This is a genomic window from Nocardia sp. NPDC004573 (assembly GCF_053602135.1).
On sequence record NZ_JBSGDA010000001.1, the window covers coordinates 343,006 to 369,751 of the forward strand.

25 protein-coding genes are annotated in these 26,746 nt (G+C 70.0%); 19 read left to right on the forward strand and 6 right to left on the reverse strand.

Annotated elements, in window-relative coordinates; all coding sequences use genetic code 11:
* The first annotated feature begins 53 nt into the window (after nt 1-53).
* From ACWEKR_RS01645 to ACWEKR_RS01655, 3 genes are all read left to right on the forward strand, one after another.
* Nucleotides 54-233: a hypothetical protein gene (locus ACWEKR_RS01645; RefSeq protein ID WP_452352803.1), complete on the forward strand. Its 180-nt coding sequence runs from the start codon at nt 54-56 to the stop codon at nt 231-233.
* 27 nt (nt 234-260) lie between these two features.
* Complete coding sequence (locus ACWEKR_RS01650; protein WP_452352804.1) at nt 261-1,415, forward strand: DoxX family protein; 1,155 nt, start codon at nt 261-263, stop codon at nt 1,413-1,415.
* 100 nt (nt 1,416-1,515) lie between these two features.
* The gene (locus tag ACWEKR_RS01655) at nt 1,516-2,871 is read left to right on the forward strand and encodes a DoxX family protein (protein ID WP_452352805.1); all 1,356 of its coding nucleotides are present in this window, start codon (nt 1,516-1,518) and stop codon (nt 2,869-2,871) included.
* An 8-nt stretch (nt 2,872-2,879) separates the two neighbouring features.
* Here ACWEKR_RS01655 and ACWEKR_RS01660 read toward each other — a convergent pair whose 3' ends face one another.
* Nucleotides 2,880-3,347, reverse strand: a complete 468-nt coding sequence (locus ACWEKR_RS01660) for a nucleoside deaminase (RefSeq protein ID WP_195083838.1) — start codon at nt 3,345-3,347, stop codon at nt 2,880-2,882.
* A gap of 241 nt (nt 3,348-3,588) precedes the next feature.
* On the opposite strand from ACWEKR_RS01660, the gene cobA reads away from it, so the two are divergent.
* The gene (gene cobA, locus ACWEKR_RS01665; RefSeq protein WP_452352806.1) at nt 3,589-4,863 is read left to right on the forward strand and encodes a uroporphyrinogen-III C-methyltransferase; all 1,275 of its coding nucleotides are present in this window, start codon (nt 3,589-3,591) and stop codon (nt 4,861-4,863) included.
* 343 nt (nt 4,864-5,206) lie between these two features.
* The gene (locus ACWEKR_RS01670) at nt 5,207-6,667 is read left to right on the forward strand and encodes an MFS transporter (protein ID WP_452352807.1); all 1,461 of its coding nucleotides are present in this window, start codon (nt 5,207-5,209) and stop codon (nt 6,665-6,667) included.
* A 25-nt stretch (nt 6,668-6,692) separates the two neighbouring features.
* On the opposite strand, the gene ACWEKR_RS01675 is transcribed toward ACWEKR_RS01670, so the two are convergent.
* Nucleotides 6,693-7,106, reverse strand: coding sequence for a PPOX class F420-dependent oxidoreductase (locus ACWEKR_RS01675; protein WP_452352808.1), 414 nt, complete (start codon nt 7,104-7,106; stop codon nt 6,693-6,695).
* A 263-nt stretch (nt 7,107-7,369) separates the two neighbouring features.
* Nucleotides 7,370-8,860 carry a CoA-acylating methylmalonate-semialdehyde dehydrogenase gene (locus tag ACWEKR_RS01680; protein ID WP_452352809.1) on the reverse strand — a complete coding sequence of 497 codons (1,491 nt, stop codon included), beginning with the start codon at nt 8,858-8,860 and terminating at the stop codon, nt 7,370-7,372.
* A 169-nt stretch (nt 8,861-9,029) separates the two neighbouring features.
* Here ACWEKR_RS01680 and ACWEKR_RS01685 point away from each other — a divergent pair, with 169 nt between their 5' ends.
* Entirely contained in the window at nt 9,030-9,215 is a 186-nt protein-coding gene (locus tag ACWEKR_RS01685; protein WP_452352810.1) for a hypothetical protein, read from the forward strand.
* 105 nt (nt 9,216-9,320) lie between these two features.
* Here ACWEKR_RS01685 and yaaA read toward each other — a convergent pair whose 3' ends face one another.
* On the reverse strand, nt 9,321-10,064 hold the full coding sequence (gene yaaA, locus ACWEKR_RS01690) for a peroxide stress protein YaaA (RefSeq protein WP_452353080.1): 744 nt from the start codon (nt 10,062-10,064) through the stop codon (nt 9,321-9,323).
* 58 nt (nt 10,065-10,122) lie between these two features.
* On the opposite strand from yaaA, the gene ACWEKR_RS01695 reads away from it, so the two are divergent.
* Nucleotides 10,123-11,880: a proline--tRNA ligase gene (locus ACWEKR_RS01695; protein WP_452352811.1), complete on the forward strand. Its 1,758-nt coding sequence runs from the start codon at nt 10,123-10,125 to the stop codon at nt 11,878-11,880.
* Nucleotides 11,881-12,047: 167 nt separating this feature from the next.
* Nucleotides 12,048-13,799, forward strand: coding sequence for an acyl-CoA dehydrogenase family protein (locus ACWEKR_RS01700; protein WP_452352812.1), 1,752 nt, complete (start codon nt 12,048-12,050; stop codon nt 13,797-13,799).
* Nucleotides 13,800-13,895: 96 nt separating this feature from the next.
* Here ACWEKR_RS01700 and ACWEKR_RS01705 read toward each other — a convergent pair whose 3' ends face one another.
* Together ACWEKR_RS01705 and ACWEKR_RS01710 are read right to left on the reverse strand one after the other, a co-directional pair.
* Nucleotides 13,896-14,330 carry a ferritin-like domain-containing protein gene (locus ACWEKR_RS01705; protein WP_452352813.1) on the reverse strand — a complete coding sequence of 145 codons (435 nt, stop codon included), beginning with the start codon at nt 14,328-14,330 and terminating at the stop codon, nt 13,896-13,898.
* Entirely contained in the window at nt 14,327-14,839 is a 513-nt protein-coding gene (locus ACWEKR_RS01710) for a hypothetical protein (protein WP_452353081.1), read from the reverse strand. Before ACWEKR_RS01710 ends, ACWEKR_RS01705 begins: the two co-directional genes overlap by 4 nt.
* Before the next feature lie 245 nt (nt 14,840-15,084).
* On the opposite strand from ACWEKR_RS01710, the gene rimP reads away from it, so the two are divergent.
* The 11 genes from rimP (at nt 15,085) to truB (ending at nt 26,741) form a co-directional block, all read left to right on the forward strand.
* Nucleotides 15,085-15,750, forward strand: coding sequence for a ribosome maturation factor RimP (gene rimP / locus ACWEKR_RS01715; protein WP_452352814.1), 666 nt, complete (start codon nt 15,085-15,087; stop codon nt 15,748-15,750).
* Nucleotides 15,747-16,778 carry a transcription termination factor NusA gene (gene nusA, locus ACWEKR_RS01720; protein WP_195083829.1) on the forward strand — a complete coding sequence of 344 codons (1,032 nt, stop codon included), beginning with the start codon at nt 15,747-15,749 and terminating at the stop codon, nt 16,776-16,778. Before rimP ends, nusA begins: the two co-directional genes overlap by 4 nt.
* 176 nt (nt 16,779-16,954) lie before the next feature.
* Nucleotides 16,955-17,233: a YlxR family protein gene (locus ACWEKR_RS01725; protein WP_236566615.1), complete on the forward strand. Its 279-nt coding sequence runs from the start codon at nt 16,955-16,957 to the stop codon at nt 17,231-17,233.
* A gap of 108 nt (nt 17,234-17,341) precedes the next feature.
* The gene (infB, locus tag ACWEKR_RS01730) at nt 17,342-20,365 is read left to right on the forward strand and encodes a translation initiation factor IF-2 (protein ID WP_452352815.1); all 3,024 of its coding nucleotides are present in this window, start codon (nt 17,342-17,344) and stop codon (nt 20,363-20,365) included.
* A gap of 75 nt (nt 20,366-20,440) precedes the next feature.
* A complete protein-coding gene (locus ACWEKR_RS01735; RefSeq protein ID WP_039799368.1) occupies nt 20,441-20,731 on the forward strand; it encodes a DUF503 domain-containing protein in 291 nt (96 codons plus the stop codon).
* 88 nt (nt 20,732-20,819) lie between these two features.
* A complete protein-coding gene (rbfA, locus tag ACWEKR_RS01740; protein ID WP_452352816.1) occupies nt 20,820-21,263 on the forward strand; it encodes a 30S ribosome-binding factor RbfA in 444 nt (147 codons plus the stop codon).
* 13 nt (nt 21,264-21,276) lie between these two features.
* Nucleotides 21,277-22,278: a DHH family phosphoesterase gene (locus ACWEKR_RS01745; protein ID WP_452352817.1), complete on the forward strand. Its 1,002-nt coding sequence runs from the start codon at nt 21,277-21,279 to the stop codon at nt 22,276-22,278.
* A 448-nt stretch (nt 22,279-22,726) separates the two neighbouring features.
* The gene (locus ACWEKR_RS01750; protein WP_452353082.1) at nt 22,727-24,019 is read left to right on the forward strand and encodes an MATE family efflux transporter; all 1,293 of its coding nucleotides are present in this window, start codon (nt 22,727-22,729) and stop codon (nt 24,017-24,019) included.
* Nucleotides 24,020-24,077: 58 nt separating this feature from the next.
* A complete protein-coding gene (locus ACWEKR_RS01755; RefSeq protein WP_159839057.1) occupies nt 24,078-25,037 on the forward strand; it encodes a metallophosphoesterase family protein in 960 nt (319 codons plus the stop codon).
* Nucleotides 25,038-25,173: 136 nt separating this feature from the next.
* Nucleotides 25,174-25,842: a 4'-phosphopantetheinyl transferase Npt gene (npt, locus tag ACWEKR_RS01760; RefSeq protein WP_452352818.1), complete on the forward strand. Its 669-nt coding sequence runs from the start codon at nt 25,174-25,176 to the stop codon at nt 25,840-25,842.
* On the forward strand, nt 25,842-26,741 hold the full coding sequence (truB, locus tag ACWEKR_RS01765) for a tRNA pseudouridine(55) synthase TruB (RefSeq protein WP_452352819.1): 900 nt from the start codon (nt 25,842-25,844) through the stop codon (nt 26,739-26,741). Before npt ends, truB begins: the two co-directional genes overlap by 1 nt.
* The last annotated feature ends 5 nt before the right edge of the window (nt 26,742-26,746 follow it).

Below are 26,746 nucleotides of genomic sequence, written 5' to 3' on the forward strand. Positions count from 1 at the left end.
ACCTGGTCGGATACCTTCGGCTCGCGAAAGTGTCGGTCGACGAGGAGGGCGATGTGCGTACCGTCGAGACGGAGGCGGTGGCGCCCGATATCGGCGAGACCGCGACCGGTGCCGAGCGGCCATGGAGCCTACCCGCCCGAATCGCGTTCCGCTTCGTCTTCGCCTACTTCGGCCTGTTCTGTGTGCTGTTCGCGCAGATCCTCTTCGTGTTCACCGGCATCCTGAGCAGGTGACTGCCGGAGAGCGCGATCCTGTGGCAGATGCGCGCGACGAGCCCGCTGGTGGGCTGGATCGGCGACCACGTCTTCGGCGTCGATGCCGTCTTGCACGAGGACTCCGGCAGCGGCGACCAAGCCGCCATCTGGCTGCTGATCTTCTGCGAATTCGTCGCGGCGGTGCTGATCACGCTGGTCTGGTCGATCCTCGATCGACGCCGCCGGGAGTACGCGACACTGCGCAACTGGTTCCTGGCGTTCGTGCGGCTGTGCTTGGGCGGCCAGATGCTCTTCTACGGTCTGGCCAAGGCGATTCCGACGCAGATGCCCGCGCCGTCGCTCACCGCGCTCCTGCAACCGTACGGGACGATGAGCCCGGCGTCGGTGCTGTGGAACCAGGTCGGCGCCGCGCCCGCGTACGAAATCCTGCTCGGCACCGCCGAAGTGCTCGGCGGTCTGCTGCTGTTCCTGCCCCGCACCGCGACGGCGGGCGCGTTGCTCAGCCTGGTGAGCATGGCGCAGGTCTTCGTGCTGAACATGACCTACGACGTGCCGGTGAAGATCCTCTCGTTCCACCTGCTGCTGCTCGCCCTGGTCGTGCTGGCGCCGCAAGCCGGGCGGTTGGCGAATCTGCTCGTGCTGGAACGCCCGTCCGAACCGGCCACCCAGCCCCCGCTGTTCGGTTCCCGCCGTGCGAACCGGATCGCCGCGGCGGTGCAGGTGGCGCTGGGGCTGTGGGTTCTGATCGGTGGTGCGCACATCGGCTGGCAAGCCTGGCGCGAGTCGGGCGACGGCGCGCCGAAGCCTGCGCTGTACGGCATCTGGACCGTCGGCGAGTTCACCAGGGACGGACATCCCACGCCGCCGCTGATCACCGACGACGGCCGCTGGCGCCGGTTGATCTTCGACCGCGAGCACACGACGGTGCAGAAGATGGACGACTCGTTCCTGCCCGTCGTGGCCGTCGTCGACGAAGTCGCGCACACCCTCGTGCTGTCGGAGGCGCCGCGGTCGCCCGACGCCCAGCCCACGCGTCTGGGCGCCTTCACCTTCACCCAGCCCGCCACCGACACAGTGCGCCTGACCGGTGAGCTGAACGGCACCCCGGTGACGCTGTCGCTCGACCGGATGGACCTGAACTCGTTCCCGCTGCGCAGCCGGGGCTTCCATTTCGTGCAGGAATACCCGTACTTCCGCTGAGCGGAGTCCGGCGGCGGCTCACGATCCCGCCGAAACGCGCTACGGCCACCGCACTTTTCGATACCTTCGGTCTGCACCGACTCGGACTGGAGGGACCGCCGTGACCGAAGCGATCCTCGACCGGACGGAAGCCGCGGACGCGGAGCGTTCCGGTATCCGTCCCTGGCGCGCGACGACCCGGGTGGCGTTCCGCTTCGGTTTCCTGTACTTCGGGCTGTTCTGCCTGGTGTACCCGTCGATCGCTCCGGAGTTCCTCGGATTGGCGCGCGAATGGCTGCCGGACTGGGTGAACTCCGGCGTCGCCCGCGCGCTGCGCCCACTGGTCGAGTGGACCGGTACCCAGGTGTTCGGCACATCCGTCGCGGCGAACACGGCGTCGATCAGCGGCGACCAGGCCTACTTCTGGGTGCTGGTGTTCGTCCTGCTCGTCGTCGCGGTGCTCGCAACGCTGGTCTGGAGCGCGCTGGATCGGGACCGGCGGCACTACCGGGCCGTGCAGCCGTGGTTCCTGCTGTTCGTGCGGATGTGCCTGGCCGGGCAGCTGATCGCCTACGGCATGGCGAAGGCCGTTCCCACTCAGATGCCGCCGACGCCGCTGAGCCGGCTGCTCGAGCCCTACGGGAATTTCAGTCCGATGGCGGTGCTGTGGAATCACATCGGAGCGTCGCCGCAGTACGAAATCCTGCTCGGCTGCGCGGAATTGCTCGGCGGCGTGCTGTTGTTCGTGCCGCGCACCGCGCTGGTGGGCGCGATGCTGAGCCTGGTCTGCACGACACAGGTGTTCGTGCTCGACATGACCTACGACGTGCCCGCGAAGATCCTGTCGTTCCACCTGATGCTGTTGTGCCTGGTGCTGCTGGCGCCGGAGGCCGGGCGTCTGGTGAACGTGCTCGTGCTGGATCGGCCGACCGGACCGTCCACCACGCCGCCTCTGCTGCGCACGCCGCGGGCGAATCGGATCGCGGCCGCGGTGCAGATCGCACTCGGGGTGTGGTTGGTGTGCTCGAACGCGTACACCGGCTGGGAAAGGTGGACCGAACAGGGGGCCGGGCGACCGGAACCGCCGTTGTACGGCATCTGGGCGGTCACCGAGTTCAGCGTGGACGGAAAACCGCTCCCACCGCTGACCACCGACCAATTGCGTTGGCAGCGCGTCGTCTTCGACCGCGACGGGGCTTCCGTGCAGCGGATGGACGGGCAGTTGGTTCCGGTGCTCGCCCTGGTGGATACCGGCGCGCGCACGCTGGTCATGGTCGCGCCACCGGCAGCCGTCGGCGACCGACCACAACCCTTGGCGAGTTTCGGATTCGACCGGCCCGGCCCCCAGCGGCTGACTCTGACGGGCACCCTGGCCGGACAGCCGGTCTCGATGGCGCTGACCTCGGTGGCCCTCGACGACTTCCCGCTGCGCAGCCGCGGATTCCACTGGGTGCAGGAATATCCGTATTTCCGCTGAGCGGCTGCTCAGGCCTCGAGATCGTCGGCGGACCCGATGTCCTCGTGCCACAGCGCGGGATGTTCGGCGATGAACCGGCTCATCAGATCGATGCAGCGCCGGTCCTCCAGGACGGTGACCGCGACGCCGTGCCCGGCGAGCCACTTGTGCCCGCCGGAGAAGGTCTGCGACTCTCCGACCACCACCGCGCCGATGCCGAACTGGCGGACCAGGCCGCTGCAATACCAGCACGGCGAAAGGGTGGTGACCATGACGGTGCCGCGGTAGTCGCGCCGCCGTCCCGCCGCGCGGAACGCGTCGGTCTCGGCGTGCATGCTGGGGTCGCCCGACTGGACCCGGCGGTTGTGCCCGCGCCCGAGCAGCGTGCCATCCGCGTCGAAGAGGGCGGCGCCGATCGGGATCCCGCCTTCGGCGAGTCCGCGCAGCGCCTCGTCGTAGGCCACGTCGAGTAGTCGTTCCGGTGTGAGCTGCTTCATCGTCCGCCTTTCCCAGCGACTCCACCGCAACCTACCGCCGCAGACCGCCGGATCGCTCGTTACCGCTGGTCACAGTTGTCGGACGGAGCGGTGGTCGACGCCTCGGCCGTCTGCGGCCGCGCCCTCTCATGCTGCGAACCGGCTTCGACTACCCGCGACTTCGCTCGTCGCCGCTGCTCGAGATGAGAGGCGTGCCGGTCGATTGCCGGTGCCGGACGGCTACGCCGTAGGCTCGAAACTTGTGCCGAACACGTCAGACGCAACGCAAGACCAGCCGACCGGCGACCCGAACTACCTGGTCGGGCTCGATCTGCGCGGACGGCGTGTCGTCGTGGTCGGCGGTGGGTCGGTCGCGCAGCGCCGACTGGGACTGCTGATCGCCTCCGGCGCGGACGTCCACGTGGTGAGCCGTGCGGTCACGCCCGCGGTCGAGGGGATGGCGACCTCCGGACAGATCACCGTCACGCTGCGCGCTTACGCCGACGGCGACCTCGACGGCGCCTGGTACGCGATCGCGTGCACCGACGAGCCCGAGACCAACGCGGCGGTGGTCGCCGAGGCGACCCGGCGGCGGATCTTCTGCGTGCGTGCCGACACGGCGCGGCTGGGCACCGCGGTCACCCCGGCCACCGCCCGCTACGACGGGCTGACGCTCGGCGTGCTGGCGAGCGGGCAGCACCGGCGCTCGGCGGCCGTGCGCAACGCGTTGCTGGAAGCTCTGCAATCCGGTGTGGTGAGCGACGACTCGACGCCGATCGCGCCCGGCGTCGCCCTGGTCGGCGGTGGTCCGGGCGATCCCGACCTGATCACCGTGCGCGGGCGGCGGCTGCTGGCCAGGGCGGACCTGGTGGTCGCCGACCGGCTCGCGCCGCCGGAACTGCTGGCCGAACTCGGACCGGAGGTCGAGGTGGTCGACGCCGCCAAGATCCCGTACGGGCGGGCGATGGCGCAGGAGGCGATCAACAACGCGCTGATCGAAGGCGCGAAGGCGGGCAAGTTCGTGGTCCGGCTCAAGGGCGGTGACCCGTACGTATTCGGGCGCGGTTACGAGGAACTCGAGGCCTGTGCGGCCGCCGGGGTCCCGGTCACGGTGGTGCCCGGCGTCACCAGTCCGATCTCGGTGCCCGCCGCCGCCGGCATCCCGGTGACCCACCGCGGCGTCACCCACGAGTTCGTGGTGGTGAGCGGGCACGTCGCGCCGGATCATCCGGATTCGCTGGTGGACTGGCCCGCGCTGGCCCGCCTGCGCGGCACCCTGGTGCTGATGATGGCGGTGGAGCGGATCGAGCAGTTCGCCACCGCGCTGCTGGAGGGCGGCCGTCCGGCGGGCACACCCGCCACCGTCATCCAGGAAGGCACGTTGCGCACCCAGCGCGTGCTGCGCGCCGATCTCGGCACGGTGGCCGCCCGGGTGCGCGCCGAAGGCATCCGCCCGCCCGCGATCGTGGTGATCGGCCCGACCGCCGGTTTCTCCGCCGACGCGATCGTCCCGCACGCCGACTCCGCGGCGGGCTAGCGTTCGCAGTCGTAACGGGGATCAGAAGAGACCTCTTCGCATCGACCGCCGCCCCTCTCTCGGCACGGCCACCGCGGTGGGGGCCGATACAGGGGAAGGGGCACGGGTGATTCGGCCGGGATGTCGACCGGCCGGTTCGCTGGACTGCTCGTCGTCAGCCGGAAGGACCAGGGACTATGCCTGATCGCGTCGAGCCGGACCAGCCGATGGTCCGCGCCGACCGCGACCGGCCGGATCGGCGGGATCGCTCCCCATCGCGCGTCCGGCCGGATCGGTGGGTGGACAAAGACGGCAGCGGCATCAATTACAGTGACTCACTGTGCTTCGGAACCCCGCTGCGACGATGCAGTATCCAGTGACGCAGCGGGCCTTCGGGCTCGCGATCCTAGTGCTGAGCGGATTGCAGCTCATGGTCGTGCTCGACGGCACGGTCGTGATCTTCGCGCTGCCGCGGCTGCAAGAGGAGATGGGGTTGTCCAGCGCGGGCAGCGCGTGGACGGTGACCTCCTACGGGCTGACCTTCGCGGGCCTGATGCTGCTCGGCGGTCGGCTCGGCGACGCTTTCGGCCGCAAGCGCATGCTGGTCGTCGGCGTCGCTTTGTTCACGCTGGCCTCGCTGTTGTGCGGGCTCGCGCAGAACCAAGCCATGCTGCTGGCGGCGCGGGCCCTCCAGGGCGCGGGCGCGGCGGTCGCGGCGCCCACCGCGTTCGCGCTGGTGGCGACGACCTTCGCGCCGGGCAAGGCGCGCAATCAGGCGATCGCGATCGTCGGCTCGATGGTCGGCATCGGCTCCGTCGGCGGACTCGTGGTCGGCGGCGCGCTGACCCAGCTGTCGTGGCGATGGATCTTCCTGATCAACGTCCCGATCGGCGCGCTGATCATCCTCGGCGCGGCCTACAAGCTCGCCGACACCGAACACCACCGCTCGGCCCTCGACATCCCGGGCGCGGTGCTCGGCACCATCGCCTGCGCGTCGATCGTGTTCGGCGCCACCGAGGGCCCGGAGCTCGGGTGGGGACATCCGGCGATCATCGGCTCGCTGATCGCCGGCGTTGTGCTGCTGATCGTCTTCGTGGCGTTGGAAAGGCGGGTGGACGACCCGCTGCTGCCGTGGTCGCTGTTCGACAGCCGCGACCGTGTCGCCACGTTCCTGCTGATCTTCCTGGCCGGCGGAGTGCTCGGCGCGATGACCTTCTTCGTCGCCCAGTTCATGCAGAACGTCATCGGATACGGTCCGCTGAAGGCGGGCGTCGCGGCGATCCCGTTCACCGTCGGCATCGGCGTCGGCGGCGCGGTGGCGTCCAAGGCCGCGCTGTACGTCGCGCCGCGCTGGCTGCTCGCGGGCGCGGCCGTGGTGCTCGGCGTGGGACTGCTGTTGGGTTCGACCCTCGACGGCGAGGTGCTGTACTTCGCGACGCTGCTGCCGCTGCTGGTGGTGATCGGTTTCGGCGTCGGCATCGCGATGGTGCTCGCGCCGCTGTGTGTGCTGGTCGGTGTGCCGCCGGCCAATATCGGCCCGCTGGCGGCGGTCGGGCAGATGTTCATGAACCTGGCCACCCCGGTGGCCATCGGCCTGCTCACCCCGATCGCCGCCTCCCGCACCCTGTCGCTCGGTGGCCGCACCGAGAAGGTGGCCGGGATGACATCCGCGGAGATCGCCGCACTGGGCGACGGCTACACCCTGGTGCTGTTCGTCTGCGCCCTCATCGCGTTCGCGGCCGGACTGGTCGCCTTGACACTGCGCTTCACCCCGCAACAACTGGCCATGGCCCAGCACGCGCAGGAAGAAGCACAGCAAGCGTGAGTGGCTGAATCGGATCCGCTGGAGATCAGAACCGCCCCGCGACACGGCGGGGTGTGACGCGCACGATGATGCGCGGGCCGTCGTCGACGGAGGCGGGGTTGAAGTCCGCGTACTTCTGTCCGGTGTACTTCACCGACAATTCGTTGGGCAGGGTCTTCTCCGGGTCGGGCGTGACGGTCGCGTTGCCCCGGATCTCCGCGTAGACATACGGGTTGTCCGGCGGGTTGATCAGCACGGTGATGCGCGGGTCACGCGCGAGGTTCTTGCCTTGCTGACGATCGGTGGTGGTGGAGAAGAGCAGGTCGTCGCCGTCGCGCTTCAGCCAGATCACGGTCAGATGCGGTTGCCCGTTGGGTCCGATCGTGGCCGCGGTGGCGAAGACCTTCTCTTCGTCCAGGTACTTCTTGAGGCCGTCGGAGAGTTCTGCGGTGCTGGTCACGTTCTGAGCGAACAGCGGCGCGCCGCAGGGAATTCCCGTCGACTCGGCGTACACGGCCGCCGAAAACACGGTGGGCCGAACGAGGTGCCGATTCGCCGACGTGTAGTCGAAGGGTCGCCGCCGCCATCATCGCCGGGGCCACCGTATCGCAGGCGCTCGCGAACCCGGTGGAAGGCCGCCTGGGCACTGGGGTCGATGCGGTCAATCTCGCTCGCCCAGCCGTCGGCGGTCCTGACGTCCTCGACCCGGAGCGCTCTCGGTTGCTATCGGTTCTGCGGGAAGCCGAGGTTGAGTCCGCCGTGGCTGGGATCGAGCCAGCGGGTGGTGACCGCTTTGGTGCGGGTGAAGAACCGCACGCCGTCGGAGCCGTGCGCGTGCGCGTCACCGAACAGCGAGTTCTTCCAGCCGCCGAAGCTGTAATAGGACATCGGAACCGGGATCGGCACGTTGATGCCGACCATCCCGACTTCGACCTCGTTGTGGAAGCGGCGAGCGGCGCCGCCGTCGTTGGTGAAGAGCGCGGTGCCGTTGCCGTAGGGATTGGTGTTGACCAGGGCCAGCGCGTCGTCGTAGGTATCGACGCGCACCACCGACAGCACGGGGCCGAAGATCTCGTCGGTGTAGACGCTCATGTCCGTGCCGACGTTGTCGAGAATCGTCGGCCCGAGCCAGAACCCGTCGGTCGCGCCGTCGGCTCGAACGCCCCGCCCGTCGAGAACGACGGTCGCTCCGGCGGACTCGCCCGCCGCGATGTACTCCGCGACGCGGTCGCGGTGCGCGCGGGTGACCAGCGGCCCCATGTCCGCGCCGCGGGTGCCGTCGCCGGTCTTGATGGTCGCAGCCCGTTCGGCGATCTTGCCGACCAGTTCGTCGGCCGTCCCGCCTACGGCGACCACCACGCTGATCGCCATGCAGCGCTCGCCCGCCGAGCCGAATCCGGCGTTCACCGCGGCGTCGGCGGCCAGGTCCAGGTCCGCGTCCGGTAGCACCACCATGTGGTTCTTCGCGCCGCCGAGCGCCTGCACCCGCTTGCCCGCGGCGGTGCCGCGCTGATAGACGTACCGGGCGATCGGCGTCGAGCCGACGAACGAGACGGCCTTGACGCCCGGGTTGTCCAGTAGTTCGTCGACCGCGACCTTGTCGCCCTGCACCACCGTGAACACGCCCGCGGGCAATTCCGCTTCGGCCCACAGCCGCGCGAGCCACAGCGACGGGGACGGGTCCTTCTCGCTCGGTTTGAGCACCACCGTGTTGCCCGCGGCGATGGCGATCGGGAAGAACCACATCGGCACCATCGCGGGGAAGTTGAACGGCGAGATGATCGCGACCGGGCCGAGCGGCTGGCGGATGGCGAAGATGTCGACCTTGGTCGAGGCGTTCTCGGTGTAGCCGCCCTGGAGCAGATGCGGTATACCGCAAGCGAACTCGACGACTTCCAGGCCGCGGCTCACCTCGCCGATCGCGTCCGCGAGCACCTTGCCGTGTTCGGCGGTGATCAGCCGGGCCAGCTCCTCCTTGCGCTCGTTCAGCAGCTCACGGAAACGGAACAGGATCTGCGTGCGCCGGGTCAGCGAGGTGTCCCGCCACGCCGGGAAGGCCTTCGCGGCGGAATCGATCGCCGCGCGGGTGTCGGCGACGGTCGCCAGCGCGACCTCCCCGGTCACCACGCCGGTCGCCGGATTGGTCACCTGGGCGGTCGTCTCGCCGGTGCCTGCGTAGGCCTTGCCGTCGAGCCAGTGCGCGATGGTCTGCATGTCTCCTCGATTCGCTCGGTGAGCATCGGCGGTGCCGCGGGTTCGCGCCGCTCCCGCCCGGTCCTCGAGGCGCGGCCCACTACCACTGTCCGGCATACACCCTTCCCGATGTGCCGGCGATCGGTGCGAGATCAGCGATGACTCTCGATTTCGGTCGACGCTGCTCTGCGTGGCCGATGTGCCGGAGTCATCGGTCGTGATGGCCGCTCCAGCCGGTGCGCAGGGTGCACGTGGGCGAAATGGCCCGACCGGCTACGCCGCCTACACGCGAGCCGTGCGGGCGGAGTACCGGCACGTCCCGGACGATGTGTTCCGCGCGGGCCGCGCGGCGGTGCTGCGGGAACTGGCCGAGTAGCCGTACCTGTTCCGGACACCCATCGCGCGCCGCCGGTACGAATCGCAGGCACGTGCCAACCTCGAAGCCGAACTCGCCGCGCTCACCGGCGACCGCCGGACGCACTCAGGTGATGATCAAAAGCTCGGTGGGAGAGGCGATCTCGGTCCGTAGCCCCGCCTTCGCCGCCACCCGCGCGACAGCCCGCACGTCGGCTGGTTCCGCTCTGGTGAGCACGAGGGCCCGCGCCAGCAGGCCCTTGTGGTGCTTGTTGAAATGACTCACCACCGTGCGTGAGCCGTCCGGATGCTCGGTGAGCACGTTGGCGGTGACCGCGCCGGGCACCCGCCCCAGCTGCTGATAGGTGCCCGAGCGCAGGTCGACCACGAGTTCACCGCAGGCCTCGGCGAGCAGGGCGGCGCTCAGCTCATCGCGCCACACCGCCGAAAGGGTCGGCAGCCCGGGCAGTTTCGAGCCGCCGGACAGGCGATAGGCGGGAATCGGGTCACCGGCGCGGACCGCGCCGAAGAGGGCGGAGCCGATGCCGAGCCGCGCGTACGCCTTGGCTCGCTGCACCTTGGTGAACGAGCGCGCGTCCAGCGCGTCGTAGAGGACGCCGGTGTAGCGCTCCAGCGCGGGACGGGTCGGCGAGGTGCGCAGTGCCGCGTTGCGCGCGATCTCGCTGTCGGCTCCCTTGCCGAGACCGAGCGCGGCCCGGGAGCCTTCCGGGTCGGCCGCCAACCGCACCACTTCCTCGACCAGCCGGGCGCGCACCGCCGTGAGCTGCGGCATCGCCAGTGAGTCCAGCGCCAGTGGCGCCCCCGCGCCGCCATCGGACTTGGTTTCGGAAGGAGGCAGCAGCACCAGCACGAACGAATACGGTAATGCGCTGGGACCGGCGTCCGGCCAGCGACTACCCTGTGCTTCCGTGATCACCCGCCTCTCCCGCCTGTTCCTGCGAACCCTCCGCGACGATCCTGCCGACGCCGAGGTGCCCAGCCACAAACTCTTGGTCCGTGCCGGCTACGTGCGCCGCATCGCCCCGGGTGTCTACTCGTGGCTGCCGCTGGGCCTGCGCGTGCTGCGCAAGGTGGAGGACGTGGTGCGCGCGGAGATGGACGCGATCGGCGCCCAGGAGATCTCCCTACCCGCGCTGCTGCCGCGCGAACCGTACGAGACCACCAACCGGTGGACCGAGTACGGCGACGGCCTGTTCCGGCTGCGCGACCGCAAGGGCGCGGACTACCTGCTCGGCCCCACCCACGAGGAGCTCTTCGCGCTCACCGTGAAGGGCGAGTACAGCTCCTACAAGGACCTGCCGGTCACGCTGTACCAGATCCAGACCAAGTACCGCGACGAGGAGCGCCCCCGCGCGGGCATCCTGCGCGGGCGCGAGTTCGTCATGAAGGACTCCTATTCCTTCGACCTGGACGAGGACGGCCTAAAGGCGAGTTACCACGCGCATCGCCAGGCCTACCAGCGCATCTTCGACCGGCTGCGGGTCAAGTACGTCATCGTCGCCGCCACCTCGGGCGCGATGGGCGGCAGCGCGTCGGAGGAATTCCTCGCCGACAGCCCGGTCGGCGAGGACACCTATGTGCGCTGCCCGGAATCCGGCTACGCGGCCAATGTGGAGGCGGTGGTCACGCCCGCGCCCGAACCGCTGCCGATCGAAGGGCAGCCCGAGGCCGTGGTGCACGACACCCCGGACACCCCCACCATCGCGACGCTGGTGGACTGGGCCAACGGCGCCGGTATCGCCGAGCGCTACGGCCGCCCGGTCACCGCGGCCGACACCTTGAAGAACGTCATGGTCAAGCTGCGCCACCCGGACGGGAAGAGCGAGATCGTCGGCATCGGCATCCCCGGTGACCGCGAGGTCGACGACAAGCGCCTCGGCGCGTCGGTCGAACCGGCCGAGGTGGAACTGCTCAGCGAAGCGGATTTCGCCGAGAACCCGTTCCTGGTCAAGGGGTACATCGGTCCGAAGGCGCTACAGGCCAACGGTGTTCGCTACCTGGTCGATCCCCGCGTCGGCGCCGGAACCAGCTGGATCACCGGCGCCGACGAACCGGGCAAGCACGTCGTCGGCCTGGTCGCCGGCCGCGACTTCACTCCGGACGGGACCATCGAGGCCGCCGAGGTCCGCGACGGCGATCCCTCGCCGGACGGCCGGGGCACGCTGGTGGCGGCGCGCGGCATCGAGATCGGCCACATCTTCCAGCTCGGCAACAAGTACACCGACGCGTTCGAGGTGGACGTGCTCGGCGAGAACGGCAAGCCGGTGCGACTGACCATGGGCTCCTACGGCATCGGTGTGTCGCGCATGGTCGCGGTGATCGCCGAGCAACAGCACGACGACAAGGGATTGCGCTGGCCGGCGGCGGTCGCGCCGTACGACGTGCACGTCGTCATCGCGAACAAGGACGACGCAGCTCGCGCCGGCGCGGAAGAGGTGGTGTCCGGCCTGCATGCCCAGGGCCTGGACGTGCTCTTCGACGACCGCACCGCCTCGCCGGGGGTGAAGTTCAAGGACGCCGAACTGCTCGGCATGCCGCTGGTGCTGGTGATCGGCCGCGGCTGGGCCGAGGGCAAGGTGGAGCTGCGCGACCGTTTCACCGGCGAGACCGAGGAACTCCCCGCCGCGTCCGCGGTGGACGCGGTCGTGGCCAGAGTGCGGGGCTGATCCGATGTCGAAACGGCCCTCGGCGTGACCGTGCCGGGGGCCGTTCGCTTTCGCGCCGAACCGCTGGAGCGCCGCGCGGCTACCTACGCCACCGTAGCCTGTATTCGCTGGTCATAGATCCGCGGACCTCGTCCACGCTGCTGTTACGCGCTGGTAAGTTAACCGGCATGACAAACACCGACGCGCGGTTGTTCAACCCCGCCACCTATGACCCGCAGCAGTTCGACGCCGAGACGCGGCGCCTGTTGCGCGCCACGATCGAGTGGTTCGAGGGCCGGGGCAAACAGCGTCTGCTCGCCGACGACGCGAACGCGGTGTGGACGGCCGACTTCCTCGACTTCGTGAAGAAGGAGAAGCTGTTCGCCACCTTCCTGACGCCCGCCGCCTACGCCGACGGCGATCCCGACCGTCGCTGGGACGCCGCGCGCAACGCCGCGCTGTCGGAGATCTTCGGCTTCTACGGTCTGGCGTACTGGTACGCCGAGCAGGTGACCATCCTCGGTCTCGGCCCGATCTGGCAGAGCGACAACGAGGCGGCCAAGAAGCGCGCGGCCGCCGATCTGGCCGACGGCGAGGTGATGGCGTTCGGTCTGTCCGAGCAGACCCACGGCGCGGACATCTACAACACCGACCTGGTGCTGACCCCGAGCGAGCCGGGTAGCGCGGACGCCGAGGCGGGCATCCTGTTTCGCGCCAACGGGGAGAAGTACTACATCGGCAACGGCAACGTGGCCAGCATGGTATCGGTGTTTTCCCGCCGCGCCGACCTCGAGGGCGCCGACGCCTATGTCTGGTTCGCCGCCGACTCCCGCCACGAGAACTACCGTCTGCTCGGCAACGTCGTGCATCAGCAGATGTACGTGAGCACCTTCCGGCTGGAGAACTACCCGGTGCGCGCCGAGGACATCCTGCACACCGGGCCCGAAGCCTTCTCCGCGGCGCTGAACACCGTGAACGTGGGCAAGTTCAACCTCTGCCACGGCGGCATCGGTATGGTCGAGCACTCCTTCTACGAGGCGATCACCCACGCGAACAACCGGATCCTCTACGGCAATCCGGTCACCGACTTCCCGCACGTGCGGTCGAATTTCGTCGACGCCTACGCGCGCATCGTTGCGATGAAGCTGTTCAGCGACCGCGCGATCGACTACTTCCGCAGCGCGAGCCTGGAGGACCGCCGGTACCTGCTGTTCAACCCGATGACGAAGTCCAAGGTGACCTCCGAGGGCGAGACCGTCATGACGTTGCTGCTGGATGTGCTGGCCGCCAAGGGATTCGAGAAGAACACCTACTTCGCCGAGGTCCAACGGCTGATCAGCACGCTGCCCCGGCTGGAGGGCACGGTACACGTGAACGTCGGGCAGATCCTGAAGTTCATGCCCAACTACCTGTTCGACCCGCAGGACTACCCGGAGATCGGGACCCGTCAGGACGCGGCCGACGACGCGTTCTTCTGGCGCCAGGGTCCCGCGCGTGGGGCAGGCAAGGTGCGCTTCGCCGACTGGACCCCCATCTACGACAAGCACGCCGACATCCCCAACGTGGGCCGGTTCTACCAGCAGGCGCAGGCGCTGCGCACGCTGCTGACCACGGCGGCGCCGGACGCGGACCAGCAGAAGGACCTGGACTTCATGCTGACCATCGGCCACCTGTTCTCCCTGGTGGTCTACGGCCAGTTGATCCTGGAGCAGGCCGCGATCACCGGCCTGGATCGGGACCTGATCGACCAGATCTTCGACTTCCAGATCCGCGATTTCAACGCCTACGCCACCGCCCTGTACGGCAAGCCGTCCGCCACCCCCGACCAGCAGGGCTGGGCCGCGTCCGCGCTGCGGCCGCCGGTTGCGGACCGTCCGCGCTTCGACCGGGTGTGGGCCGAGGTGGCGTCCTACGACGGCGCCTACGAGATGCGGCCGTAACAGTCGCGTGCCGAGCGAACGGCGGCCCGAGCTGTCCGCGGCCGCCGTTCGCGTCGTTCCTTTGCCGCGTAGCAGATCTCGTGCCCGGCCGCCGGGTCAGACCTTGCCGGGAAACGCGACCGTGGGCGGATTCGCGCCGAGGATCGACTGCCACGCGGCCAGCCGGACGGCGGCCTCGGTGAGCGCTTCGACACCGGTGCGCCGGATGGCCATGGAGTCGGCGCGCTCGACCACCGACCGCCAGGCGACCGCGGTGTCGGACTCGACCGTCACGGCCAGCCGGGCGGCCGAGATCGGATCGGTCACGGCGAACGGCGCCGTGTAGGCCGCGTCCGGCGGTGGCACCGTCGCGCCACCCAGTGCGAGGGTGTCCACGGTGGCGTCGCGGCGAGCCCGGTGAGCGGCGGTGTGCTCGGCGACCACTCTGGTGCGCTCGGGCGAGGCGTAGGCGGCGATCACCCCGTAGGCGTACACCGCGCCGTATTCGGCGTTCAGCGCGTCGATGAGCGCTCGGCGTTCGTCCTCGGTCATGCCAGCAACACCCCCGCCTGCACCGCGCAGGCCGCGCTGATCGACGCGAGCAGACCGGCTCGGTAGCCGGTCAGAGCGCGAGCGAGCTCGGCCGACGATTTCTGGGCGGCGGTGAGCTGCGTACGCAGCGAATCCACGCTCGGCGGCGTGGTGGGCGGCACGGCGCTGCCCGAAGCCACGGCCGACGGGCCGGACGCACCGGCGCGCGTGCGGTGCGCCGGTTTGGTGCCGTCGGCGTAGACGCCGATCGCGCGGTCGATCTCGGTGCGCAAGGCGTCGGCGTGGGCGGTGCGCTCGGCCGCGATCGCCGACAACGCGGCGTGCCGGTCGGGTGCGATGGCGATGGCCGCGGTCGCTGCCGCGGCGTCGGCGCGCGCGGCGATCTCCTGTGCGGCAAGCGGATCCGGCTCGTGAACCACGTCGTCACCGGTGCAACCGGCCAGCGCGCCGAGGGCGAGCACCCCGGCCGTTCCGCCGCCCGCGAGACGCAACGCGGTGCGGCGACCCATGGCGGTGCGGTGGGGCTCGTGCCGGTCGGATGGCATGCCGGTGGTGCGCCCGGCACGCGGCGGGGCGGGAAGGCGGATGGGCACGGCACTATCGTGCCAGACTCGCGAGGCTGCGCCGGACCAGCGTCGGTCGTGGCGTGCGCAGTCCTCGACCACTGGTCCTTTACACTCTCGTGGCGCGTTACGCTAGACCTTCGGTAGAGAATTCTCCCGCCGCGTCACAACTGAACCAGGAGCCGCCCCACATGCCGAAGCCGACCGAGGAAAGGGTGAGCCAGCTCGTAGCTGGTCTCGTCGAGCGCCGAGGATTCGACCTCGAGGGCGTCGAGATCTCGACGGCGGGTGCGCGCGTGGACGCGCAGGCTCGGGTGCAGGTGACCGTGGACCGCGACACCTCCGATCTGGACTCCCTGGCGAATCTGAGCACCGAGTTGTCGGCGCTGCTGGACGACGCGGGGGAGTTCGGTGAGACGCCCTACCTGCTGGAGGTCACGACCCCCGGGATCGACCGCCCGTTGACCGCCGCCCGGCACTGGCGGCGGGCGCGAGGGCGGAAGGTCCGCGTCCGGCTGCGTGCAGGCGCGCAGCCGCCGGAAGGGTCGGAGACCTTCGAGGCCAGGGTCGGCGCGCTGACCGGAGATTCCGTGGCGCTGGTGCTCGGCGGCAAACGGAACCCGCACCGGGTGACCGTTCCGCTGGCCGACATCGCCACGGCCGTCGTCCAAGTCGAGTTCTCGCCACCGGGCGCGCGGGAACTCGAACTCGCGGGCGGAGTCGTTCCGGGGCGGCCCGCTCCGGGTCAGGAAGACGCGGTGGCGGTCGACGACGCCGCGCAGCTTCGAGGAACACCGAATGCACCATCCGAATCCGTAACAGCGTCCGATTCGCCGACCGAAGGGATCGTGGAATGAACATCGAAATCGAAGCCCTGCGCGCGATCGTCGCCGACAAGGGGATCTCGATCGAGACCGTGATCTCCGCGATCGAGTCGGCGCTGCTCACCGCGTACCGCCACACCGAGGGCCACCAGCCGAACGCGCGCATCGACATCAACCAGAAGACCGGCGTGGTCCGGGTGATGGCGCGCGAGGTGGACGCCGACGGCAACGTGATCTCCGAATGGGACGACACCCCGGAGGGATTCGGCCGGATCGCGGCGACCACCGCCAGGCAGGTCGTGCTGCAGCGGTTGCGCGACGCGGAGAACGAGAAGTCCTTCGGCGAGTTCTCCACGCACGAGGGGGACATCGTCGGCGGCGTCGTGCAGCGTGACGCGCGCGCCAACGCCCGCGGCACCGTCGTGGTCCGCATCGGCAGCGAGCTGCACGGCACGGAGGGATTGATCCCGCCCGCCGAACAGGTGCCCGGCGAGACCTACGAGCACGGCGACCGGATCAAGTGTTACGTCGTCGGCGTCTCCCGTGGTCCGCGCGGCCCGCAGATCACGCTCTCGCGCACCCACCCGAACCTGGTGCGGCGGCTGTTCGCGCTGGAGGTGCCGGAGATCGCCGACGGGTCGGTGGAGATCGTCGCCGTGGCCAGGGAGGCGGGACACCGATCCAAGATCGCGGTGCGCAGCACGGTGCCCGGTGTCAACGCCAAGGGCGCCTGTATCGGGCCCATGGGGCAGCGCGTGCGCAACGTGATGAGCGAACTGGCCGGCGAGAAGATCGACATCATCGATTACGCCGAGGATCCGGCGACCTTCGTCGGTAATGCGCTCTCGCCGTCGAAAGTGGTATCGGTCACCATCGTCGACGCCGAGGCCAGGGCGGCCCGCGTCGTGGTGCCCGATTTCCAGCTCTCGCTGGCCATCGGCAAGGAGGGGCAGAACGCTCGTCTGGCCGCCCGGCTGACCGGCTGGCGCATCGATATCCGCAGCGACGCCGCTCCCGGTGACATGGGCGGATCCGTGCGGACGGAGGCGCATCGGAGTTGACCGGAGCCCGCCCGCGGAGTGCTCGGGATGACAGGTTCGTAACTTCCGCGGGGGAGGGGTTCGGCGTTCCGAGCGTGGCAGCGGTAGAGTGGTCCAAGGTTCAGTCCGAGCCTTCGGCTTCGACGCCCGATCGCACCACCGAGCAGCACCCGGCGCACCAGCGCCGAGCCGCTCCCGTGCGGACGTGTATCGGATGCCGGAAGCGCGAGCTGGCCGTCGATCTGTTGCGGATCGTGGCTCGGGACCGTGAGACCGGAGACGGCTCCCACGTCCTCGAAATCGTTCCCGATCCGCGGCGCAGACTTCCCGGACGGGGTGCCTGGTTGCACCCCCTTTCGGCTTGTCTGCTCGCGGCAGAGCGGCGCCGAGCGATCGGCAGAGCACTACGAGTGTCCGGACATCTGGATATCTCAGCCCTGGAGCATTACCTCGAGAACAGGCACGAGCACTCATGAGCACACCGTGAAGTACCAACGATGAACGTCCATCGGAGATAACCCGAGGTCGTGCGGGCCGCCGTCCCCAGAACGGTGGGGCTGCTCGACCTCTCAGTGAGGAGAGCAGTGGCAGGCAAGGCCCGCGTGCACGAGTTGGCCAAAGAACTCGGTGTCACGAGCAAGGAACTACTCGCAACGCTCAAGGAGCAGGGCGAGTTCGTGAAGTCGGCGTCCTCGACGGTGGAAGCTCCCGTCGCGCGTCGGCTGCGTGAGTCGTTCGCGGCGAAATCCGCCCCGTCCAACGGCAACAAGTCGGGTGCACGCCCCGGACCGTCCGGCCGTCCGGCCCCCAAACCCGCGGGCGGTGGCCCGCGTCCCGGTCCCCGTCCGTCGGCGCCCACTCCGGCGCCCGCCGCGCAGGAGACCGCCGCCCCCGCCGCGCGCACCGGCGAATCCCCGGCCGTGAAGCCGGGCCCCGCCGCGCGTCCGGGACCGGCCCCGGCGCCCAAGCCCGCCGTCCGGGAATCGATCACCCCGCAGGCCGCCGCGGCTTCGGGCGCGACCGCGAGCTCCGCGCCCGCGCCGGCCGGTCCGCGGCCGACGCCGGGTGGCGCGCGCCCTGGCCAGCAGCAGCGACCCGGCGCCCCCGCCCCCGGCGGCCAACGCCCCGGCGGTGCGGGTTCCGGCCCGCGCCCGGGGCCGAAGACTCCGCGCGTCGGTAACAACCCCTACTCGTCCGCTCCCGAACGTCCCGCGCCGCGTCCAGCCCCCGGTCAGGGTGGCCCGCGTCCGGGTCCGGCTCAAGGTGGCCCGCGTCCCGGTCCGGCTCAGGGCGGTCCCCGTCCGGGTCCCGCTCAGGGTGGCCCGCGTCCGGGTCCGGCTCAGGGTGGCCCGCGGCCGACGCCCGGTCCGGGTGGTCCGCGTCCCGGCGGCCCGCGGCCGAGCCCCGGCTCGATGCCGCCCCGTCCTAATCCCGGCGCGATGCCGTCGCGCGCGGCGCGTCCCGGTGGCGCCGGAGGCCCCGGCGCCGGTCGTCCCGGCCGCCCCGGTGGCGCCGGCGCGGGCCGTCCCGGTGGTGGCGGCGGCGGTGGCTACCGCGGTGGTGGCGGTGCCCCCGGCGCGGGTGCCGGTGCGCCCGGTGCCGGTGGTGGCGCGGCCGGCGGTTTCCGCGGTCGTCCCGGTGGCGGCGGCGGTGGCGGCGGTCGTCCGGGTGGTCCCGGTGGCCGCGGTGGTGCGGCCGGCGCGTTCGGCCGTCCCGGTGGCGCGCCCCGGCGTGGTCGCAAGTCGAAGCGGCAGAAGCGGCAAGAGTACGACTCGATGCAGGCGCCCGCCGTCGGCGGCGTGCGGCTGCCGCGCGGCAACGGCGAGATCATCCGGCTCGCCCGCGGCGCGTCGCTGTCGGACTTCGCGGAGAAGATCGACGCGAACCCGGCCGCGCTGGTGCAGGCCCTGTTCAACCTCGGTGAGATGGTCACCGCGACCCAGTCGGTGAACGACGAGACCCTCGAGCTGCTCGGCAGCGAGATGAACTACGTCGTCCACGTGGTCAGCCCCGAGGACGAGGACCGCGAGCTGCTGGAGTCGTTCGACCTCACCTACGGCGAGGACGAGGGCGGCGAGGAGGACCTCGAACAGCGGCCGCCGGTGGTCACCGTGATGGGCCACGTCGACCACGGTAAGACCCGACTGCTGGACACCATCCGCAAGGCCAACGTCCGCGAGGGCGAGGCAGGCGGCATCACCCAGCACATCGGCGCCTACCAGGTGCTCACCCACCTCGGCGACGAGGACCGGCTGATCACCTTCATCGACACCCCCGGTCACGAGGCGTTCACCGCCATGCGTGCCCGCGGTGCGAAGGCCACCGACATCGCGATCCTGGTGGTCGCCGCCGACGACGGCGTCATGCCGCAGACGGTGGAGGCGATCAACCATGCGCAGGCGGCCGACGTGCCGATCGTCGTGGCGGTCAACAAGATCGACAAGGAAGGCGCGAACCCGCAGAAGGTTCGTCAGCAGCTCACCGAGTACGGCCTGGTCGCCGAGGAATACGGCGGCGAGACCATGTTCGTCGACATCTCCGCCAGGCAGAACCTCAACATCGACGCGCTGCTCGAGGCGGTCCTGCTGACCGCGGACGCGGCGCTGGACCTGCGGGCCAACCCGGACATGGACGCGCAGGGTGTGGCCATCGAGGCGCACCTCGACCGCGGCCGCGGCCCGGTGGCCACCGTGCTCATCCAGCGCGGCACCCTGCGGGTCGGCGACTCGATCGTGGCGGGAGACGCCTACGGCCGCGTGCGCCGGATGGTGGACGAGCACGGCGAGGACGTCGAGGCGGCATTGCCGTCGCGGCCGGTCCAGGTCATCGGCTTCACGTCGGTGCCGGGTGCCGGTGACAACCTGCTTGTGGTCGACGAAGACCGGATCGCGCGGCAGATCGCCGACCGGCGCAACGCGCGCAAGCGCAACGCGCTGGCCGCACGCAGCCGCAAGCGGATCAGCCTGGAAGATCTGGATGCCGCGCTGAAGGAAACCAGCGAGCTGAACCTGATCCTCAAGGGCGACAACTCCGGTACGGTCGAGGCCCTCGAAGAGGCGCTGCTCGGCATCCAGGTGGGCGACGAGGTGCGGCTGCGGGTGATCGACCGCGGCGTCGGTGGCGTCACCGAGACCAACGTCAACCTGGCTTCGGCGTCGAACGCGATCATCATCGGATTCAACGTCCGCGCCGAGGGCAAGGCCACCGAGCTGGCCAACCGCGAGGGCGTCGACATCCGGTACTACTCGGTGATCTACCAGGCCATCGACGAGATCGAGAAGGCCCTCAAGGGCATGCTCAAGCCGATCTACGAAGAGGTCGAGCTGGGTCGCGCCGAGATCAGGGCGATCTTCCGTTCATCGAAGATCGGCAACATCGCCGGTTGCATGGTCACGTCGGGATCGGTCAAGCGCAACGCCAAGGCGCGCCTGCTCCGGGATAACGTGGTGATCGCCGAGACGATGACGATCTCGTCGCTGCGCCGGGAGAAGGACGACGTCACCGAGGTCCGCGAGGGCTTCGAGTGCGGTATGACGGTCACCTACTCCGACATCAAGGAAGGCGACATCATCGAGGCCTACGAGCTGCGCGAGAAGCCGCGCGACTGATAGACCGAGACGAGACCGGACGCCGCGCGAAGAGCGCGGCGTCCGGCCGGTCTTCCTGAACTGGGGAGGGTAAGGGTGTACCTGGGTGCGCTGGAGTTCGACCTGCTGCTCGGCGACGTGCATTCGCTGAAACAGAAGCGCTCGGTGATCCGGCCGATTCTGGCCGAATTGCAGCGTTTCGGTGTGAGTGCCGCCGAAGGTGGGGAACACGATCTATACCGTCGTTCGCTGCTGGGCGTGGCCATGGTCAGCGCGGGCATGGACCACCTGACCGAGGTGCTGGACAGATGTGAACGGCACGTCGCGGCTCGTCCGGAGTTACAGTTGCTGGCGGTGCGCCGCCGAATCTTCGGTCCCGAGGACTGACCGCGGCGCAGCGACGGAGCTCGGGTGGCGGCACCGAGCCACGCGACGACCGCCACCGAACAGAGTTGACAGTGAGGAGGAAACGGCCATGGTGGACCAAGCCAGGGCACGCCGACTCGCCAAGCGGATCTCCTCGATCGTCGCGACCGCGATCGAATACGAGGTGAAGGACCCGCGGCTGCGTTTCGTGACAGTCACCGACGCCAAGGTCACCGGCGATCTCCGGGAGGCGACGGTGTACTACACCGTGATGGGCGAAACCCTCGACGCCGAACCGGATTACGACGGCGCGGCGGCCGGACTGGAGAAGGCCAAGGGTGTCCTGCGTTCCAAGGTGGGCGCGGGAACCGGGGTGAAGTTCACCCCGACGCTGGCATTCGTACTGGACACCGTGCCCGACGCGGCACGGCAGATGGAGGAACTGCTCGCCAGGGCGCGGGCCGCGGACGACGCGGTCGCCAAGGTGGCCGCCAACGCCAGGCACGCGGGCGACGCCGACCCCTACAAGGTCGAACGCGACGCCGACGAGTGACATGCGGTAGTCGATGACGACGATGCGGGAAACGGCCGGTTTGGATGCGGCCGTCGCGGCGCTGGATGCCGCGGGCTCGGTGACCATCGTCTGCCATGTGCAGCCCGATGCGGACACCATTGGAAGTGGTCTCGCGCTGGCGTTGGTCCTGCATCGGCGCGGGATCCCGGTGCAGGTGTCGTTCGCCGAGCCGGCGGAGTTGCCCGTATCGATGCGGTCGCTGCCCGGCGTCCGGCATCTGGCGGCGCCGGCCGACGTGCATGCCGAGGTCGACCTGCTGGTCGCGGTCGACTGCGGCAGCGCGGGCAGGCTCGGTGCGCTGGCCGACCGATTGCCCGGCGCCGCAACCACAATGGTGATCGATCACCATCGCTCGAACACACGTTTCGGAGCGATCAACCTCGTCGACCCCGGCGCGGAATCCACCACGAGCGTCATCGCGCGGTTGCTCGACGCGTGGGGCGAGCCGATCGATGCGGAGGTGGCGCACTGCCTGTATGCCGGTCTGGTCACCGACACCGGTTCCTTCCGGTGGGTGCGGCCGGGTACCCACGAATTGGCGGAGCGGCTGCTGGCCACCGGGATCGATGGCGCGGAGATCGCGCGCACACTGATGGACACCCACCCGTTCGGGTGGCTGCCCATGCTGTCTCGGGTGCTCGGGACGGCCCAACTCGTTCCCGAGGTCCGCGGCGGTGTGGGGTTGGTGTACGCGTTCGTGCGTCGCGACGACATCGATGACGTGCGGTCGGAGGAGATCGAAAGCGTGATCGATATCGTGCGCACGACCGCCGAGGCCGGAATCGCGGCGGTATTCAAGCAATCTCGGGTCGTGCCGGATCGGTGGACGGTTTCGCTGCGCTCGCGCGACAGCGGATCGTGCGCGGGTGACGGAGTCGACGTCGCGGAGGTGGCGACGGGATTGGGCGGCGGCGGCCACCGTTTCGCCGCCGGATACACCGCTTATGGCTCGCCCGACGATCTGGTCGGTGCGCTGCTGGCCGCGCTCGGGTGACCGTGGGTCTCGAATTCCGCATGGCCGGAGCATGTTCCCATCGCCGGATCGTTCCGTGGCCGGGGCGGTCCACGGACAGCTCGGCTTCGGTGGCATTCGGGCATGGCTGTGCCGTCGCGCTCGACCGCCGGGCCGGTGGGGTGATCAGCGCCGAGGCCTGCCGACCTGCCCGCACCGGCGGTCCGCTCGCCGCGCCCGGATGCTTCGGCCGCCGCGCGCTGTTCGGGAGATGTCGCTGCGAAGTCGGCGCGGCCGGTGATGGTAGGGCTCGGGCCTACGCGGCACAGTTCGTCGGTGAGTCGTGCGAACGCGGGACGACGGCGGGCTCGGCTCGGCCCGAGCAGCGGAGGTGCTGGTGAAGGCCGAGAGTCCCAGTGGCGAGGAGGTCAGCGGTCCGGTCGCGCGCCCGGTCGGCGTCGACCGAGCCGCCGCAGCGGGGCCCAAGCGCATCCTGGGGCTCGCGTTGCCGACCCTCGGCGTGCTGGTCGCCGAACCGATCTACCTGCTGTTCGACCTGGCCGTGGTCGGCAGGCTCGGCGCGCTCGCGCTGGCCGGGCTGGCCGTCGGCGGATTGATTCTGGCGCAGACGAGTTCGCAGCTGACCTTCCTGTCCTATGGCACCACCGCGCGCTCCGCGCGTCGCCACGGCGCGGGCGACCACCCGGGGGCCGTCGCCGAAGGCGTGCAGGCCACCTGGATCGCGATCGTCGTCGGCGCCGCGATCCTGCTGCTCGTTCAAGCGCTCGCGGTTCCGGTGACCAGCGCCATCGCCGGCGGCGGCGAGATCGCCGCGGAAGCGCTGGGCTGGGTGCGGATCGCGCTGTTCGGCGTGCCGCTGATCCTGATCTCCATGGCGGGTAACGGGTGGATGCGCGGCATTCAGCAGACGCGCAGACCGCTGGTCTACGTGGTCGCGGGCCTGGCGGTATCGGGCCTGCTGTGCCCGGTGCTGGTGCACGGACTCCTCGGTGCGCCGCACCTCGGCCTGCCCGGTTCGGCGGTGGCGAACGTGGCGGGTCAGATAGTCACCGCGGTCCTGTTCCTGAACGCGCTGATTCGCGAGGGCGTTCCCCTGGCACCGCACTGGTCGGTCGTGCGGGCGCAGCTCGTGCTCGGTCGCGACCTGATCGTCCGCAGCTTCGCCTTCCAGGCGTGCTTCGTCTCGGCAGCGGCGGTCGCCGCGCGGTTCGGCGCCGCCTCGGTGGCGGCCCACCAGCTGGTGCTGCAACTGTGGAACTTCCTGGCGCTGGCCTTGGACGCGCTGGCCATCGCAGCCCAGACGCTCACCGGCGCCGCTCTGGGCGCGGGCGACCCCACCGGCGCCCGCGGGATCGCGCGGCGCGTGACCCGCTGGTCGGAGATCTTCAGCCTCGGGCTCGCCGCCTGCTTCGCGGCGGGGGCGGTGGCGATCCCGGCGCTGTTCACCGACGATCCCGATGTGCTCGAGCGCGCGCACGTGGTGTGGTGGTTCTTCGTCGCGCTCATTCCGGTAGCCGGCATCGTCTTCGCCCTCGACGGCGTGCTGCTCGGCGCGGGCGACGCGGCGTATCTGCGCACCACCACGCTCGGCGCCGCGTTGCTCGGGTTCCTGCCCGCCATCTGGTTGTCGCTGGCCTTCGACTGGGGCGTGGCCGGAATCTGGTCCGGCCTCGCCGCGTTCATGCTGTTGCGGCTGATCGCGGTCGCGTGGCGGGCGCTGTCGGGCCGCTGGGCCCTGGTCGGCGTCGAGATGCCGAGGTGACCGACACCCGGCTCGGCCGGTGCGTGCGAATCCGGACGGATGTGCCAAGGTAGGTGTGGTGATACCCAAGTTGATGGCGGTGAGCGACATTCACGTCGGGCACCAGGGGAATCGGCCGGTCGTCGAGCAGATCACGGCGGACTCGCCGGAGGACTGGCTCATCGTGGCGGGCGACGTGGGGGAGAAGACCGAGGACATCCGGTGGGCGCTGGAGCTGCTGCGCGGCCGGTTCGCCAAGGTGATCTGGGTGCCGGGCAACCACGAGTTGTGGACGACGGCGAAGGACCCGGTGCAGATGGCCGGGGTGGCGCGCTACGACTACCTGGTGTCGATCTGCCGTGACCTGGACGTGCTGACACCGGAGGACCCCTTTCCGGTGTGGCAGGGCGCGGGTGCAGAGGAGCACGGCGGAGCGGTGACGCTGGCGCCGATGTTCCTGCTGTACGACTACTCGTTCCTGCCGGAGGGAGCCACCACCAAGGCGGAGGGCCTGGCGATCGCGCGTGAGCGCAACGTGGTGGCCACCGACGAGTTCCTGCTCTCGCCGGAGCCGTACCTGACCAGGGACGCGTGGTGCCACGCGCGGGTGCAGGTGACCAAGCGCAAGCTCGACGCGCTCGCGCCCGGCACCCCGCTGGTGCTGATCAACCACTTCCCGCTGGTGCGGCAGCCGACCGACGTGTTGTTCTACCCGGAGTTCGCGCTGTGGTGCGGCACCGAGCTGACCGCCGACTGGCACACCCGCTACAACGTGGTCTGCTCGGTCTACGGTCACCTGCACATCCCGCGCACCTCGCATTACGACGGCGTCCGGTTCGAAGAGGTCTCGCTCGGCTACCCGCGCGAGTGGCAGCGCCGTGGCCTTCCCGACCGACTGCTGCGTCAGATTCTGCCGACCCCGCAGTACCCGCCGGGCACCCTGAACAAGTGGGGCGGGCACTTCCAGGTAACGCCGGAGATGGAAGCCGCCGCCGCGGAGATGCGCAGTAAAGCGCAGCAGCGGCGCGGGCTGGCATAGTCCGCTCACGGAGAGTGCAGTCGACACCGGCGCTCCATCGCACGCGTCCATGGCTAGGTCGCAGGTGCGGCCGTGACCTCGGGCGGCCGATGGCGCTGCGATCCCATCTGGTGCGGCTCGACTACGCTCGTCGGTGATGATCGAGAACATTCTGCCCGCGGGTGTGGCCTCGGCCGAGCTGCTGGCGTACCCCGAGGATCTGCGGCCGCATCCCGCCGAGGAGCATCTCATCGCCAAGTCGGTGGAGAAGCGGCGCCGCGACTTCATCGGCGCGCGGCATTGCGCCCGGCTGGCGCTGGCCCAGCTCGGCGAGCCGCCGGTGGCCATCGGCAAGGGTGAGCGCGGCGCTCCGGTATGGCCGCGCGGGGTCGTCGGCAGCCTGACCCACTGCGACGGCTATCAGGCCGCCGCGCTGGGACACAAGCTGCGGTTCCGTTCCATCGGCATCGATGCCGAGCCGCACGCCACACTGCCCGACGGCGTGCTGGACTCGGTCAGCCTGCCGCCGGAGCGGGAGTGGCTGAAGACCACCGATTCCCAGCTGCATCTCGACCGGTTGCTGTTCTGCGCGAAAGAGGCCACCTACAAGGCGTGGTTTCCGCTCACGGTGCGCTGGCTGGGCTTCGAGGACGCGCAGATCACGTTCGAGATCGAGGACAGCACCGCCGATTCCGGGCGCGGCAGCTTCCATACCGAACTGCTGGTGCCCGGGCAGACCACGGACGGCGGGACGCCGCTGCTGTCGTTCGAGGGCCGTTGGCTGATCACCGACGGATACATCCTGACCGCGATCGCGCACGTCTGATGGACGGACTCGGCGGGCTGCTCGTCATCGACAAGTCCGGCGGCTGGACCAGCCACGACGTCGTCGCGAAATGCCGCAAGCTGCTGCACACCAAGAAGATCGGCCATGCGGGCACCCTCGACCCGATGGCGACCGGCGTGCTGGTGCTCGGCGTGGAGCGCGCGACCAAACTGCTCGGCCTGCTCACATTGACGACCAAGGCGTACACCGCGACCATCCGGCTCGGCCAGGCCACCAACACCGACGACGCCGAGGGCGAGGTGCTCACGACGATCCCGTCCGGTCACCTCGCCGACGACGACATCGCCGCGCGTATCGCGGAATCGACCGGCGACATCGACCAAGTGCCTGCCACCGTGAGCGCGATCAAGGTCGACGGCGAGCGCGCGTACGCCCGCCACCGTGCGGGCGAAGACGTGCAGTTGGCCCCCCGGCCGGTCACGGTGTCGCGGTTCGACGTGCTCGCCCGGCGCGACGTCGGCGATTTCGTCGACCTGGACGTGGTGGTCGAGTGCTCCTCGGGCACCTATGTGCGGGCACTGGCCAGGGACCTCGGCGCCGCGCTCGGCGTCGGCGGCCACTTGACCGCGTTGCGCCGTACCAGGGTCGGTCCTTTCACGCTGGAGCACGCCCGCACCCTGGAGGAGTTGGCCGCCGCCGCGGAGTCGGGCGTGCCGCCGCTGAGTCTCGACATGGACGCGGCGGTCCGAACCGCGTTCCCGCTCCGGGACATCGACGAAAAGCAGGCCGACGACCTGCGCAACGGCCGCTGGCTGGATCCCGTCGGGATAGCCGGTGTCTACGCCGCCATCGACCCGGAAGGCCGTGCGATCGCGCTGCTGCGGGAAAGCGGCAAGCGAGCCGCGTCGGTCATGGTGGTGCGCCCGTCCAACCTCTGAGGCAT

Coding starts and splice junctions, on each gene's coding strand:
- nusA (WP_195083829.1), top strand. CDS start 15,747: ATGAACATCGAAATCGAAGCCCTGCGCGCGATCGTCGCCGACAAGGGG.
- truB (WP_452352819.1), top strand. CDS start 25,842: ATGGACGGACTCGGCGGGCTGCTCGTCATCGACAAGTCCGGCGGCTGG.
- ACWEKR_RS01670 (WP_452352807.1), top strand. CDS start 5,207: ATGCAGTATCCAGTGACGCAGCGGGCCTTCGGGCTCGCGATCCTAGTG.
- rimP (WP_452352814.1), top strand. CDS start 15,085: ATGCCGAAGCCGACCGAGGAAAGGGTGAGCCAGCTCGTAGCTGGTCTC.
- ACWEKR_RS01705 (WP_452352813.1), bottom strand. CDS start 14,330: ATGACCGAGGACGAACGCCGAGCGCTCATCGACGCGCTGAACGCCGAA.
- ACWEKR_RS01710 (WP_452353081.1), bottom strand. CDS start 14,839: ATGGGTCGCCGCACCGCGTTGCGTCTCGCGGGCGGCGGAACGGCCGGG.
- ACWEKR_RS01680 (WP_452352809.1), bottom strand. CDS start 8,860: ATGCAGACCATCGCGCACTGGCTCGACGGCAAGGCCTACGCAGGCACC.
- ACWEKR_RS01745 (WP_452352817.1), top strand. CDS start 21,277: ATGACGACGATGCGGGAAACGGCCGGTTTGGATGCGGCCGTCGCGGCG.
- ACWEKR_RS01660 (WP_195083838.1), bottom strand. CDS start 3,347: ATGAAGCAGCTCACACCGGAACGACTACTCGACGTGGCCTACGACGAG.
- npt (WP_452352818.1), top strand. CDS start 25,174: ATGATCGAGAACATTCTGCCCGCGGGTGTGGCCTCGGCCGAGCTGCTG.
- ACWEKR_RS01650 (WP_452352804.1), top strand. CDS start 261: ATGCGCGCGACGAGCCCGCTGGTGGGCTGGATCGGCGACCACGTCTTC.
- ACWEKR_RS01700 (WP_452352812.1), top strand. CDS start 12,048: ATGACAAACACCGACGCGCGGTTGTTCAACCCCGCCACCTATGACCCG.
- rbfA (WP_452352816.1), top strand. CDS start 20,820: ATGGTGGACCAAGCCAGGGCACGCCGACTCGCCAAGCGGATCTCCTCG.